A 13,816-nucleotide genomic window follows, 5' to 3' on the forward strand; every position below is an offset into this window, starting at 1 on the left:
CAGATACGACGATCATACGCTCTAGGCTATACAAGCCCCTCTGGCATTAGCTAAGCGTATAATCGAGCATCTGACCAAGCTCCAGCTTCTCAGCCTCTGTCAGATCACGCCAGGCACCTTTCTGAAGGGACCCCAACCGAATATTCATGATTCGCAGCCTTTGCAGTTTTTTAACTTCATAACCGAAGGCTGCACACATACGCCGGATCTGACGATTTTTCCCTTCAGTCAGGATAATACGGAATACATACTCAGATACACGCGTCACCTCACAAGGTAGCGTCCGCTGACCGAGTATTTTCACCCCGCTAGACATGCCCTGCACAAAAGACGGTACGACAGGGCGGTCCACTGTTACAATATATTCTTTCTCATGCTTGCCTTCTGCCCGTAGAATCTTATTCACAATGTCTCCATCGTTGGTAAGTAAAATGAGACCTTCCGAATCCTTATCCAGGCGTCCAATCGGGAATATCCGCTGCGGGTGCCCCACAAAATCAACAACATTGCCTCTAATGTGGCTCTCCGTTGTACTTGTAATGCCCACCGGTTTGTTCAATGCAATATAGACGTGATCAGACTTATCGCGCAGTGGCTTGCCGTTCACGCGAACATCATCGCCTTCTTCCGCTTGACTACCCAGCACAGCCACTTCGCCGTTAATCGTCACGCGACCGCTCTCTACCAGCTTGTCTGCCTCCCGGCGCGAGCAAAAACCGGTTTCGCTGATAAACTTGTTAATGCGCAACCTGTGTACCCTCCATTTCTACTAACACACTTCCTCCTGCGCCCCAGCCCGTTACTCCGGCTTGGCAATCGGAAGCTGCACCAGGGCTGTCGTTCCCTCTCCCTCTGTGCTTTCAATATCCAGTGTGCCTTTATGACTCTGTATAATACGCTGGCTGACCATAAGTCCTAGTCCTGTACCTGTTTCTTTGTTTGTGAAAAAAGGTTCTCCCAACTTGGACAGCATTTCTGCGGGAATACCCGCTCCCTGGTCCCGTATGAAGATTTTAACGTTTTCTCCCTCCAAGAACAAATGAATCGTGATGATGCCACCTTTACTCATAGCCTCCATGCTATTTTTAAGTAAATTAATGAATACTTGCTTTAACTGATTTTCTTCAGCGTATACCAGGGCAGGCTCGTCCGTGACCTGAAGGTTGAATACAATGTCCAGCAGATGCGCCTGACTATCTAGTAAAGAAATCACGTCGCTCACAATATAACGAACATCTTTTTTCTGAAAATGCACTGCCTGTGGCTTCGCCAGTATTAAAAACTCGCTAACGATCAAATTAATGCGATCCAGCTCAGACATCATAATATCGTTGTGTTTCATATTCAACACTTGATTTTGCTGCTGTAGTTGGAGAAAGCCACGTAGCGTGGTTAGCGGATTACGAATCTCATGCGCTACGCCTGCCGCCAGTTGCCCGACGGTTGTCAGTTTCTCTGATCTGCGCAACAACTCCTCCATCCGGTTGCGACCCGTGATATCACGCGACACGCAGATAAACCCCAAAATCTGGCCTTCTTCATCCAGAATAGGCGATGTGCTCATACTAATCTCTACTGTACTTCCATCCTTCCGCATTCTAAGGGACTCACTTGATACGATGCTCTCTCCCTGAAGCAGGCTCTTCTTCTGAAATTCATATTCCTCCTGTTGCTGTGGAGGTACAAATTCCAACTTACGACCAACCAATTCTTTCTTGGTCCAGCCGTACAAAGCTTCAAAGGCATGATTGACCCGAACGACGCGATCCTCCTCGTCGGTTACATGAATCGCATCTGCTGTCTGATTAATAACCGATTCTAGATGTTCCTTTACAGAACGGTTCTCTTCATACATCTGCTCGAGTCTTCTCGTGTACATCCCTAGGTTGTAGGCCATCGCATTGATGCGCTCACCCAACTGTGCAAGCTCATGACCACCTTTTATTTCTAGCCGTGTATCAAAATGACCGTCAGCCATCTCATTCACTTTCCCCAGAATCGACTGAATTGGGCGGACAAACAGACTTGCCAGCACATAGCTTCCAATGATCACCACCTCTAAAAGGACAATGGAAATGGCAATTAAACTTATCAATTGCTTGGAAATAACAGAAGTGATCGTATCATAATTCATAACAATACGGATAACATAAGCATCACGATTAGCCGGATAAAAAGGTATGTAACTGACGAGAACCCGCTCACCTTTAATATAGCAGTCTTGTACAATACTCTCCCCCGAGAGGATAGCTCTGGACACGGCCAAACGATCTTCCTGCACCCTTGTTAGTTGATACGTGCCGAATTGGATCGGTTTGTTGTACATGTAATAGTATTTCGAATCGTTTCCGTTCTTGTCCATCGAAGCGCCACCAAAGGTTGCAGGGTTAATTCCTGTAATCTCCATGATGCGATAATCCACTTGTTGAGTTTGCTTTACGATCTCATCGGGGCTCAGGATGGTTATGAAATTTTGTACTGAAGTATCCTGAAAGGAAATTCGAATTAAGTAGTTACGTTTTTGATCATAATAAAATCCCCATTTGTTAATATCTGAGGAGTCTGAACCGGTGTAGTCAAATGACCCCGTCCAAAAATGATCCAGTTTCTGACCTTGCACCATTGCAGCCTGTCCGTGCTCATATAATTGGTCAACTGCATTTTTCCAATATCCTGTCAATGGATCGGATGGCGTTACTTCTTTAGGATCCGAGGATCTAACAACCTTATACCCCTGCCCGTCTCGAATCATCAAGGAAATATTAGTATCTCTGTGGAGTGAGGCCACCTTTTGAAGCTGTTCCTGCTGAATATTTCGAATGTCAGGATCGAGCTGATTGGCAGCCAACGTGGCAGAAAGCCACAGATTATATCCGAGCTGTTTGTCAACGGCCTCCCAGCTATGTTGGGTTTGTTCGATAGCTCCTCCGATAATTTTAGCCGTCAGAACCATTTTAGTTTCACTGTCACTTCTTAGGTTTTCGTGGGTCGTGTAATAATTAAGTGCGATGTTTAATAAAAGGATAAACAGGACGGACCCCGACAAAATGATCGTTATTCTGATTTTTATCGACACACTGATTTCTCACCTCTTGCCGCATGCTGGCGATTACTGGGAATTGCTAACTCAATGATACCGTAATAGCGCCTGTGATACCAGCATTTACATTTACCGGATATACATAAATACACACCTTGTGTACAGTATTGTCAATAGACGAGGATTTGCCTACAATATAAAAGATAATCATCCACAGGTAGTCCACAAATACACAGATTTTATTATAAACTGTGGATAAACCTGTGGACAAGTACCTTGTTATCCACAATTTTATTCACATCATGTTAACAACGGAATATTTGTTCGTTGGATAATTCCGCGTTTTGAAAGGAGCATTTTCCCAGTGACCACCATGGATCACGCCTATTGGATGAAAGAAGCCATTCAGGAAGCGTATAAGGCAGAAACGTTAGGTGAAGTCCCTATCGGGGCTGTCATCGTAAAAGATAATGAAATCATCGGTCGCGGCTACAATTTGCGCGAGACGGATGCTGACCCAACCGCACATGCAGAGATGGTCGCCATTCGTCAGGCCAGTGAGCACTTAGGTGCCTGGCGCCTGCTGGATTGTAGGCTGTATGTCACTCTGGAGCCGTGTCCAATGTGCGCCGGAGCCATTGTGCAATCACGGGTTCCCCATTTGATATACGGCACTACAGATCCCAAGGCAGGCTGCGCAGGCACGCTGATGAATTTATTACAGGAGCCTCGGTTCAATCATTGTACAGAAGTAACTAGTGGTGTACTGCAGGAGGAATGTGCATCGCTGCTAACGAGCTTCTTTCGGCATCTCCGGCAAAAAAGAGCGGCAGCCAAATTGTCTCCTCCCTCGTCTTCATTCTGAGGAGACACAGTCCAAAATACCTCATCTCATTGCTAATTCCCCATGGAAGGAGATCACCCCATGCCTATGAGCTTGTATAATACGCCTCAAGGTATCTTTTTACGGCCATTTAGCTTGGCGGATAGCGAAGCCCTTCTCGCCCTTAGGCACCGAAATAGGGATTCCCATGCGCCTTATGAGCCGCTTTACGAGGATTCATTTTTCACATTAGAGAAACAACAGGACTACATCCGTCAGAAATTGCGGCAAGCCGAAGAAGATCGAGGTTACGTATTCGGTATCTTTCTCTTAAAGGAAGAACGGCTCATCGGTTATATCTCCATTTCCAATCTAGTACGTGGAGTTGGACAATTCGCTGATATCGGCTACATGATGGATCATCATGAACAGGGTAAAGGGCATATGACCGCTGCCTTAAAGTTAATCATACAATATGCCTTTCGTGCCTTATCTCTACATCGTCTCCAAGCGGGTACTCTTTTGCATAATGATCGCTCACAACGTGTATTAGAAAAATGTGGCTTTCGACCAGAAGGCATTGCTCGCAAGCTTGTACAGATTCAGGGCACATGGCAGGATCACCAGATGTTTGGACTTTTAGCCGAGGATGACGTGTGGCAGAGCTAAATGACTGTACAGGGACAACATTAAAAGTAAACAAAAAACCGCCCGGCCTATGCCGAGCGGTTTTCTTGCAATCATGTTATCCCATACTTAAGGAGCAACAGTTTGCATTTTTTGTTGCAGTTGTTCCATCGTCAGGACTTGATCAGCTGTTGGAATACCTACTTTAAATGCTGCTTTAGCATTGATTTTGTTGTATTGCGTGTAGCCTGTTACAGACAATTTCACATTGTCTTTTGTAGCCGGATCATTCATCTCTACATTCGCATTCAGGTCTTGATACACAGGAATGTTATCCTTGTTCAAAGCTGTGTTAATGTCAAACTGCTTCACTGTCAAGTAGTTTTTCAACTCATCCAGCTTTTTCCTAAAATCGCTGGTGTTTGTTTCTACTGCAAGTTTTGCTGCAGTAAGATCTTCTTTCTTCAATTGGAACAAGCTAATGTACTCGTCTTTTGACATAATATCAATAGCTTTAGGAACTGCTTTAGTAACAAATGTATCGACAGCTTTCTTCACGTTGTCGTTCGTTATTTTAAACTGAACTACTTGTTTAGCTTCAACGCCTTGTGGCAACTTAGCGTCTTTAGGATCAATATCAAAGAAGTACGTAGCTTGATCATACTCGTTCATAATAGCAGCGATCACTTCATTCGCAAATTTCTGCGATTTTTCTTGATCCATAGCTGCAGGGTTAAATTCTTGTCCCGATTGTTTAGCCAGTTCTTGTGGATCAATGATCAGGAATTTACCTACAACATCCTGTGGAAGCGGGTAAAATGGAATATTAGGAATTTTAACGTACAGTTTATCTTTAGTCATCACCATTGGAATCGTGAAGCTGGTGGAAAGATCACCTTTCAGATGAATGCCGAGCGTCATTTCAGATTGGAAAGGTTCTTTTTGATATACACCGTCCAGCGTAATGTCTGCATTTTTCAGCATACTGGTTATCATTGCACTTTGTTCACTTGGTAAAGTAGCGGATGAAATTGTCAGATCCTTAACGGTAAATTGACTTTTGGATTCATAAGAATTCAATTTCATTGCATTTGCAGTACCGGTCGTAACAGCTTCCTTCGGTTCTAACTTCTTGCTACAACCTACCAGGGCTACCGTCAAAAGCAACACCATAGTGAGTACCAAGACGGATAACTTTTTACTCATTGTGTAGATTCTCTCCTCTCGTAATTAACCCCTTTTTTTATGCTAACAAAAAAATACACACCTCCTATTTTAACTCATATTCTCAAACGGCGAAACACTTATTGGAAAATTTTCTTACAATAAGCACAAAGACACCCTGGCTCTCTAACCAGAGTGTCTTACACTATGCAATATATTTTAGGAGAAAGGTCTGTCTACTTATGATCCTTCTCTGTTATGATGATCCACGTGATTCCGCTGTTTCACCTTCTTGGAACCGGATAACGGCTCCTGCTGATGACTACGCTCACGCTTTTCGTTACTTCCACCAGAATCCTGTGCTTCGGGGACAGGAATGGCTTTAGGCTTGCCCATTTATGCATCCTCCATTCTCAGTCTATATTTGTGGTACATCAACAAATCCGTTTATTACCATTTAAAATAGGACTATAGATGGTGTAGATCTTCCGTTTTATCGTGATTTAGTGAATCCTGATGACGGCGATCATTACGATCCTGCTGCACTTGCTGTGCCTGATGACTATTAACTGGACGTTGCTCCAAATCATCAACAATGTTAGACAGGTTTTTATCCAGTCCGTTTTTGGCTTTTGTCATGTAGTCTTCCTCCTCATTCCTTCATGACCTACGAGTGCGTCAATGACTGTAATGTTTGGGCACATTGGTGAATATGCCGAGTATAATCGGACACTAACTGCTGAATGATATCTGTTCGTTCATCCACAGACTGTCCGTCCCGTTCTACATCGACTAAGCTAACCTGTACTTCCCGAGAGTCTACATAAGTACATGCAAAATCAAAGGAGTACATTTGCCGGCCTTCTACCTCGATATGGATTCGTATAGCCCGGTTGTCGGCTTCATCTGCTTGTACTTGTGATTTGTCCCCTGAATTCAAAAGAATCGGCAGTTGTTCCTGCCAGGCCTCTACCAGCTTTTGCTGATCTACTGTCATTTCTCGATTCATGCCAGCACCTCCACATCTGATAACGTGTGAAAAAAACGAGCTTTTTATACAACAAAAAAGCCATTCCCCACGATTCCTGATCATTGGCGTATAAAGGCCAATGTACCAGCTATCGTATTCGAATGGCTTGGTTTATTTAGAATATGGCGGAGAGGATGGGATTCGAACCCATGTGGAGTTGCCCCCTAACGGTTTTCAAGACCGCCCCGTTATGACCGCTTCGGTACCTCTCCAGGTGGTAAATGGATAAAGCTGCTTCCCCTTTAAACATACTCAGGCGCAACAAAATTATTTTACCACAGAACTTCTAAGAATGCAACACTTACTGTTTAGGAGCGATAACCTCAATGCCTCGCATGTATGAACGTAGCACTTCTGGGATCACGATGCTTCCGTCCTCTTGCTGATAGTTCTCCAAAATAGCAGCCACCGTCCGCCCTACAGCCAAACCTGAACCGTTCAGCGTATGTACAAATTCAGGCTTTGCCTTCGAATCTGGACGAAACCGGATGTTCGCCCGACGCGCTTGGAAGTCCTCCGTATTTGAACAAGAAGAAATTTCGCGGTACATGCCACTCTCAGGCAACCATACTTCCAGATCGTACGTTTTGGCAGACGTAAAGCCCATATCTCCAGTGCAAAGTGCCAGCACGCGATATGGAAGTCCGAGCAGTTGTAGAACACGCTCAGCGTTATTCGTCATTTTCTCCAATTCTTCATAAGAGGTATCCGGGTGAACCAGCTTAAGCATCTCTACCTTATTGAACTGATGCTGACGGATCAGGCCACGTGTATCACGTCCCGCTGATCCTGCCTCCGAGCGAAAGCAAGAGCTGTATGCCACATAATATTTCGGAAGCTGTTCCGCATTCATGATCTCTTCACGGTGGTAGTTCGTTACCGGAACTTCAGCCGTAGGAATGAGATAATACTCCGTATCACGCAGCTTGAACAAATCTTCTTCAAACTTCGGAAGTTGGCCCGTTCCGTACAAGCTGTCCCGATTTACGATGTATGGAGGAAGCATTTCTTCATAACCATGCTCACTGCTGTGCAGATCCATCATAAAGTTAATCAGCGCACGCTCTAGTCTTGCTCCCAGTCCTTTGTAGAACGTAAAACGAGAACCCGTTACCTTGGCTGCTGCTTCAAAATCAAGAATATCTAGATCCTGAGCCAACTCCCAATGCGCTTTGGGTGTAAAAGAAAACTCGCGCGGCTCCGACCAGCGACGGATTTCTACATTATCCTCTTCCGATGCGCCAACAGGTACTGTTTCATTGGGAATATTGGGAATAGACATCACCAATTCGTCGATCTGAACTTCCAGTTCGCGTACTTGCTCATCTAATTCTTTGATACGATCGGAGACTTGACGCATTTCTGCAATAAGATCATCCGCATTTTCCTTATTCTTCTTCAACTTGGCTACTTCACCGGATACCACGTTCCGACGATTTTTGAGCCCTTCACTTTCCTGAAGTAACTCACGACGGCTTACATCCAGATCTGTAAAACCATTAATCAGATCCAGAGATTTTCCCCTGTTCTGCAAAGCTTTCTCAACCCGACCAAGCTCATTACGTAAAATCTTTATATCTAACACAGGTAATCCCTCCTACACTACAAACCTGACTTTCACTATTCGCGGACCATATCCACAAAATATTGATGTAACCGGTAATCGTCTGTTAACTCCGGATGGAAGGATGAAGCCAGCAAATGACCCTGACGGGCTGCCACGATCTCGCCGTTATACTCAGACAGCACATCTACTCCCGTTCCAACAGACTGTATTAATGGTGCGCGTATAAATACGGCACGAACCGGTTCCTCAATCCCTTTAATGTTCAAGTCTGTTTCAAAGCTCTCTCTTTGGCGACCAAATGCATTACGCGATACTGTAATATCCATGAGTCCCAAATGTGCTTCTTCCTGTCCTTGAATCGTTTTAGCCAGTACAATCAATCCTGCGCAAGTGCCAAATACAGGCTTGCCTTGATTGGAAAACTGACGTATAGCCTCTATAAAGTCATACTTGCGCATTAGCTTACCGATAGTGGTACTTTCACCACCGGGAATGATAAGACCGGACAGCTCATCGAGCTGTTCGATCTTCTTCACCGCTATACCTTCCGCACCCGCACGTTCAACGCTTCGTATATGTTCAGCTACAGCGCCTTGCAGCGACAATACACCTATTTTCATGCCGGTCCCTTCTTTCTTACCAACCACGATCCTGCATGCGCTCATGCGGTGCCAGTTTGGAAATTTCAATGCCTTTCATAGGAGTTCCCAAATTCTTGGAGACTTCTGCGATCAGCTTGTAATCCGTATAATGAGTGGTCGCTTCCACGATTGCCCGTGCAAACTTCTCAGGGCTATCCGACTTGAAAATACCAGAACCTACAAAGACGCCATCAGCGCCTAAATGCATCATTAACGCGGCATCAGCAGGTGTTGCTACACCACCCGCTGCAAAGTTAACCACTGGCAGCTTGCCAAGCTCATGCACTTCTAACAGCAGTTCATATGCAACTCCGAGGTTTTTCGCTTCTGCATACAGCTCGTCCTTCGACAAGTTTTGCACCTTGCGAATTTGACCATTGATAAAACGCATATGACGAACGGCCTCAACAATATTCCCAGTTCCCGGTTCACCCTTCGTACGGATCATAGATGCACCCTCACCAATGCGACGCAGTGCTTCTCCCAGATCCTTGGCTCCACAAACAAATGGAACGGTGAACTCCCGCTTATCAATATGGAAAACTTCATCCGCAGGTGTCAATACTTCGCTCTCATCGAGATAGTCAACACCGAGAGATTCCAGTACCTTTGCCTCTACAAAGTGACCGATGCGAGCCTTAGCCATAACAGGAATAGAAACAACCTTCATAACTTCTTCCACAATCGTTGGGTCAGCCATACGAGCAACCCCACCAGCTGCACGGATATCCGAAGGTACCCGTTCAAGAGCCATTACAGCTGTAGCTCCTGCTGCCTCTGCAATTTTAGCCTGCTCAGCGTTCATGACATCCATGATTACGCCACCTTTTTGCATCTCTGCCATACCTCTTTTTACACGCGAAGTTCCCGTTTCCATGTCGTTGCCTCCTGTAAGGGTTACGTTTAGATTCTAACTAAATATTTTACCGCACCAATGCCAAATACACAATCATTTCAAGCTGCAAAATAAGTAATGAAAAACAAGGTAGGTCGCTTAGCTCTGCTTATTTAGAAGAGATTCTTAATTCCTTGGAACAGATCTCCGAAGAAATCACCGATTGCCCGGAAAAGCATTCGGAACCAGCCGCCCTCTTCTACTGCTGTCGTAGTAACCAGATCAACGGTTTTCGTCTGCCCTTTATCCACACCGTCTGTCTTGTACGTGTACGTAATGGTTCCGACTTTGGCCCCTTGCTTCAAAGGTGCTACAAGAGAGCTTGCTGGTGTAATGTTCGTTGTAAAGGTTACCTTGGGATTGCTCGCACCCTTGGGTACGATAAAACTTACTGCATCTTTTGTAACGATCGGCACTTCTGTTTCCGTACCTTTGGTCACTGGCACATTCTCAACACCCTTAACCACCGTCTTTGGGGCAATAACCTGCTTCACTTCAAAATTATCAAAACCATAGTTCAGCACTTTAGCTGTCTCTGTAAAACGGTGTGCATCTGAATCAGCTCCCATAACTACACTGATGAGACGCATTCCATTGCGTTCAGCGGTTCCTGTAAAACAGTTGCCAGCATTGGCCGTATGGCCTGTTTTCATCCCGTCTAAACCTGGGTAAGCAAACTTTCTAAAGTTAGTAATATTTTTGTTTGCTTCCAGCATCCAGTTATAGTTAATAATCGGCGCCTTGTCAGTAGGACGGAATTTGTAAGATTGAATTGTCGTGAATCGTGTGTAATCCGGATGATCTTTAATGATGTAACCAGCCAGAGTAGCTGCATCTCTCGCTGTCATCACCGTTTCCCGGTCTGTATCCGGCTGGAAGCCTTTCGGCATATCACCACGGTCCAAACCAGTCGAGTTGATAAAATACGTATTTTTCATGCCCATTTTCTGAGCTGTTTCATTCATTAGTTTTACAAAATCCTGCTCAGTTCCGGATACGCGTTCAGCAAGGGCTACTGTTGCATCATTAGCAGAACCTACCGCCATGGCAATATAAAGCTCTTCTACCGTATGTTGATCCCCTTGAGCCAAAAAAATACGTGATCCAATGCTCTTAGAAGCATTCTCGTTAACCGTAACCTTATCCGTCCACTTGAGTTTGCCTTGCTTAACCTGTTCAGCCACGATGTATTCTGTCATCATTTTAGTCATACTTGCTGGTGGAAGTGGCTCATCTGGATTCATAGACAGCAATACTTGCCCCGTGGAAGGCTCGATCAAAATGGCAGAACGTAGTGCCAGACTAGGGGGGTTAATAGAACCTGTCCCCGTAATATTGGTTGCCTGTGTTGCCGCTCCAGCTGCAAAAGTAGCCACGCTCGGATCGAAATTGCCTACAACAGGCAATGCCGACATATACATCATATTGAGCACCATGACTGCAGTCACGCTCTTTTTAATCATGCTGCGTTTTGTATTTTGCTTTAAATTGTTCGCTTTCAAATGAATACAAACTCCTCTCGTACCTCAACCCGATCCGTTATGTACAACGAGACGGTGGTTACAGCCTCTACTTGGCCAATGTAATTAATGTTTTAGTGTTAAAATCCAGTTTCATTTCGTTTTATTTCGTTTTCTTAGTTGTATCCTGTCATGAGCATTTTCTGCTCGAATCTTCTTTACTGGTAGGAATCATCCAAAAGACCTACGTGCCCTAATTCGTCAATAATTTCGTCATAAAGGCGGACACTTGTCTATTCTATCACAGGGGTATCTCTAAAAAAAGACAGGCAGAGCGAAATACGCTCTGCCTGTCGTCAAGTCTACTACAGCCGAACTTTATAGAGAGTAGTTTGGTGCTTCTTTCGTAATTTGCACATCATGCGGATGGCTCTCACGCAGACCAGCACCTGTAATACGGATAAAGCTTGTATCGTTACGAAGCTCCTCAATATTAGCTGTACCGCAATAACCCATACCGGAACGAAGACCGCCCAACAGCTGATGGACAGTGTCGGAAAGTGGTCCTTTATAAGCAACGCGTCCTTCAATGCCTTCCGGTACCAATTTCTTGTCGTCATCTTGGAAATAACGATCTTTACTACCTTGCTTCATCGCAGCCATAGAGCCCATACCACGATATACTTTAAAGCGGCGTCCTTGATAAATTTCAGATTCGCCCGGGCTTTCTTCCGTACCTGCAAAAAGACTTCCCAGCATTACCGCAGAAGCGCCTGCCGCAATGGCCTTTGTAATTTCACCGGAGTATTTAATACCGCCGTCTGCAATAATCGGAATATTATATTCACGTGCTACTGTTGCACAATCATAAATTGCTGTTACTTGTGGAACACCTATCCCTGCGATTACGCGTGTTGTACAGATGGAGCCTGGACCAATACCGACTTTTACGACCGATGCTCCTGCTTCAATCAATTCGCGCGTTCCGTCTCCAGTAGCTACATTACCTGCTACAATCGTCAGATCAGGATAAGCTTCACGCAGCTTGCGGACCGCTTCAATGATGTTAATATGATGGCCGTGAGCAGAGTCCACAACAATCATATCCACACCCGCTTTTACAAGTGCTTCAGTCCGATCAAATGTATCCTTGGAAATACCAACAGCCGCACCGACCAGAAGACGACCTTGTGCATCTTTCGCTGCGTTCGGAAATTGAATAGCTTTCTCAATATCTTTAATGGTGATAAGACCTTTGAGATAATTTTCATCATCAACCAAAGGGAGCTTTTCAATCTTATGCTTTTGCAAAATGACTTCCGCTTCCTGTAAAGTCGTACCTACAGGTGCAGTTACCAGTTCTTCCTTCGTCATGACTTCACTGATTTTAAGGTTAAAATCGTGAATAAAGCGAAGATCACGGTTAGTAATAATACCCACCAGTTTGTTTTCTTCGTTTACAACAGGTACACCAGAAATACGGTATTTACCCATAACTGCTTCAGCATCAGATACCAAATGATCCGGAGTCAATGAGAATGGATTGGTGATAACACCGCTCTCAGAACGTTTAACCCGATCCACCTCTACCGCTTGCTGTTCAATCGACATATTTTTATGAATAATACCGATACCGCCCTCACGAGCCATCGCGATTGCCAACACTGCCTCAGTAACAGTATCCATACCAGCACTCATCAAAGGAATATTCAGCTTTACGTTATCACTCAAACGTGTCGCCACGCTTACTTCTTTGGGCAGAACCACCGACTTGCGAGGTACCAGCAAAACATCGTCAAAGGTAAGGCCTTCCTTACCGAATTTATCTTCCCACACCAAGATGATCCTCCTTCAAATTGTTTAGTCTGTATTGGTCTTGTTGTCTGTCCGACATGGACAAATCAAGGCTCTCTGAAAATATATTATTGCAATCTTAGCAAAGCGGTATAGGGGTGTCAAGCCTTCAACAATAGCCCTAACCTTTAGTATTTCCCTGTACAAACAACTGTACTCCTACGGAGGACAACCTTTAAAAATAAGCGTTTTTAAGAGTAATAGCTATTCACAAGAGCGTATCTCTTCTTTGAATGCGCAGCATAGAAGCAATTATACAAGTGGTTTGTACCCTAATATACCAAAGAGGACCATGATCTCATTGAGATCATGGTCCTCTTTACTTGTTGCTTGGCGACGTCCTACTCTCCCAGGACCCTGCGGTCCAAGTACCATCGGCGCTGGAGGGCTTAACGGTCGTGTTCGGGATGGGTACGTGTGGAACCCCTCCGCTATCGCCACCAAACATGAATTTACATCGTAAATTCTTTTTCAGGAATCAGCATCGCCAAATGCTGTGTGTTCGCTTGTTCCATATAAGCCACTTGTGCTTATACAATACAAAACTTACACCCTGAAAACTGGATCCGAAACTCATTTGCGTTTTATTTTAGGATAAGCCCTCGACCGATTAGTATTGGTCAGCTCCATGCATTACTGCACTTCCACCCCCAACCTATCTACCTCGTCGTCTTCAAGGGGTCTTACTAATTGGGAAATCTCATCTTGAGGGGGG

The 13,816-nt window shown here is 44.8% G+C and carries 13 protein-coding genes, 1 tRNA gene and 2 rRNA genes; 2 read left to right on the forward strand and 14 right to left on the reverse strand.

Going from position 1 to position 13,816, the window contains the following annotated elements:
* Nucleotides 1–46 precede the first annotated feature (46 nt).
* Together rluF and ACWA2B_RS21355 are read right to left on the reverse strand one after the other, a co-directional pair.
* Nucleotides 47–748 carry a 23S rRNA pseudouridine(2604) synthase RluF gene (rluF, locus tag ACWA2B_RS21350; RefSeq protein ID WP_029514947.1) on the reverse strand — a complete coding sequence of 234 codons (702 nt, stop codon included), beginning with the start codon at nucleotides 746–748 and terminating at the stop codon, nucleotides 47–49.
* A 51-nt stretch (nucleotides 749–799) separates the two neighbouring features.
* Nucleotides 800–3,076: a PAS domain S-box protein gene (locus ACWA2B_RS21355; protein WP_449292602.1), complete on the reverse strand. Its 2,277-nt coding sequence runs from the start codon at nucleotides 3,074–3,076 to the stop codon at nucleotides 800–802.
* 328 nt (nucleotides 3,077–3,404) lie between these two features.
* Between ACWA2B_RS21355 and tadA the strand changes: the two genes are divergently transcribed.
* Nucleotides 3,405–3,905: a tRNA adenosine(34) deaminase TadA gene (gene tadA / locus ACWA2B_RS21360; protein WP_029514951.1), complete on the forward strand. Its 501-nt coding sequence runs from the start codon at nucleotides 3,405–3,407 to the stop codon at nucleotides 3,903–3,905.
* A gap of 60 nt (nucleotides 3,906–3,965) precedes the next feature.
* Nucleotides 3,966–4,532, forward strand: coding sequence for a GNAT family N-acetyltransferase (locus ACWA2B_RS21365; protein WP_069011492.1), 567 nt, complete (start codon nucleotides 3,966–3,968; stop codon nucleotides 4,530–4,532).
* 87 nt (nucleotides 4,533–4,619) lie between these two features.
* Here the strand turns inward: ACWA2B_RS21365 and ACWA2B_RS21370 are convergent, their stop codons facing one another.
* The 12 genes from ACWA2B_RS21370 to ACWA2B_RS21425 all read right to left on the reverse strand — a co-directional run.
* Nucleotides 4,620–5,696, reverse strand: coding sequence for a hypothetical protein (locus ACWA2B_RS21370; RefSeq protein WP_069011493.1), 1,077 nt, complete (start codon nucleotides 5,694–5,696; stop codon nucleotides 4,620–4,622).
* Nucleotides 5,697–5,894: 198 nt separating this feature from the next.
* A complete protein-coding gene (locus ACWA2B_RS21375) occupies nucleotides 5,895–6,050 on the reverse strand; it encodes a small acid-soluble spore protein P (protein WP_029514956.1) in 156 nt (51 codons plus the stop codon).
* A 72-nt stretch (nucleotides 6,051–6,122) separates the two neighbouring features.
* Nucleotides 6,123–6,293 (reverse strand): hypothetical protein, encoded by a 171-nt coding sequence (locus ACWA2B_RS21380; protein ID WP_007428073.1) that lies wholly within the window; start codon nucleotides 6,291–6,293, stop codon nucleotides 6,123–6,125.
* 28 nt (nucleotides 6,294–6,321) lie between these two features.
* A complete protein-coding gene (locus ACWA2B_RS21385) occupies nucleotides 6,322–6,663 on the reverse strand; it encodes a hypothetical protein (protein WP_029514958.1) in 342 nt (113 codons plus the stop codon).
* Nucleotides 6,664–6,807: 144 nt separating this feature from the next.
* Nucleotides 6,808–6,896 (reverse strand) — tRNA-Ser (locus tag ACWA2B_RS21390).
* Between the two features lie 89 nt (nucleotides 6,897–6,985).
* On the reverse strand, nucleotides 6,986–8,269 hold the full coding sequence (gene serS / locus ACWA2B_RS21395) for a serine--tRNA ligase (protein WP_025720034.1): 1,284 nt from the start codon (nucleotides 8,267–8,269) through the stop codon (nucleotides 6,986–6,988).
* Nucleotides 8,270–8,304: 35 nt separating this feature from the next.
* The gene (pdxT, locus tag ACWA2B_RS21400; RefSeq protein WP_029514961.1) at nucleotides 8,305–8,871 is read right to left on the reverse strand and encodes a pyridoxal 5'-phosphate synthase glutaminase subunit PdxT; all 567 of its coding nucleotides are present in this window, start codon (nucleotides 8,869–8,871) and stop codon (nucleotides 8,305–8,307) included.
* A 16-nt stretch (nucleotides 8,872–8,887) separates the two neighbouring features.
* Nucleotides 8,888–9,769: a pyridoxal 5'-phosphate synthase lyase subunit PdxS gene (gene pdxS, locus ACWA2B_RS21405; protein ID WP_025720037.1), complete on the reverse strand. Its 882-nt coding sequence runs from the start codon at nucleotides 9,767–9,769 to the stop codon at nucleotides 8,888–8,890.
* A gap of 131 nt (nucleotides 9,770–9,900) precedes the next feature.
* Nucleotides 9,901–11,289, reverse strand: coding sequence for a D-alanyl-D-alanine carboxypeptidase family protein (locus tag ACWA2B_RS21410; RefSeq protein WP_029514963.1), 1,389 nt, complete (start codon nucleotides 11,287–11,289; stop codon nucleotides 9,901–9,903).
* A 336-nt stretch (nucleotides 11,290–11,625) separates the two neighbouring features.
* Complete coding sequence (gene guaB / locus ACWA2B_RS21415; protein WP_013308172.1) at nucleotides 11,626–13,083, reverse strand: IMP dehydrogenase; 1,458 nt, start codon at nucleotides 13,081–13,083, stop codon at nucleotides 11,626–11,628.
* Between the two features lie 346 nt (nucleotides 13,084–13,429).
* Nucleotides 13,430–13,546, reverse strand: a 5S ribosomal RNA gene (gene rrf, locus ACWA2B_RS21420).
* Nucleotides 13,547–13,691: 145 nt separating this feature from the next.
* Nucleotides 13,692–13,816, reverse strand: a 23S ribosomal RNA gene (locus tag ACWA2B_RS21425); the annotation flags it as partial.

The organism is Paenibacillus sp. CMM36, from assembly GCF_053570945.1.

Excerpts from the sequence above, each read along its gene's own strand:
- ACWA2B_RS21385 (WP_029514958.1), bottom strand. The coding sequence starts at position 6,663 with ATGAATCGAGAAATGACAGTAGATCAGCAAAAGCTGGTAGAGGCCTGG.
- ACWA2B_RS21365 (WP_069011492.1), top strand. The coding sequence starts at position 3,966 with ATGCCTATGAGCTTGTATAATACGCCTCAAGGTATCTTTTTACGGCCA.
- ACWA2B_RS21375 (WP_029514956.1), bottom strand. The coding sequence starts at position 6,050 with ATGGGCAAGCCTAAAGCCATTCCTGTCCCCGAAGCACAGGATTCTGGT.
- pdxS (WP_025720037.1), bottom strand. The coding sequence starts at position 9,769 with ATGGAAACGGGAACTTCGCGTGTAAAAAGAGGTATGGCAGAGATGCAA.
- pdxT (WP_029514961.1), bottom strand. The coding sequence starts at position 8,871 with ATGAAAATAGGTGTATTGTCGCTGCAAGGCGCTGTAGCTGAACATATA.
- ACWA2B_RS21370 (WP_069011493.1), bottom strand. The coding sequence starts at position 5,696 with ATGAGTAAAAAGTTATCCGTCTTGGTACTCACTATGGTGTTGCTTTTG.
- ACWA2B_RS21380 (WP_007428073.1), bottom strand. The coding sequence starts at position 6,293 with ATGACAAAAGCCAAAAACGGACTGGATAAAAACCTGTCTAACATTGTT.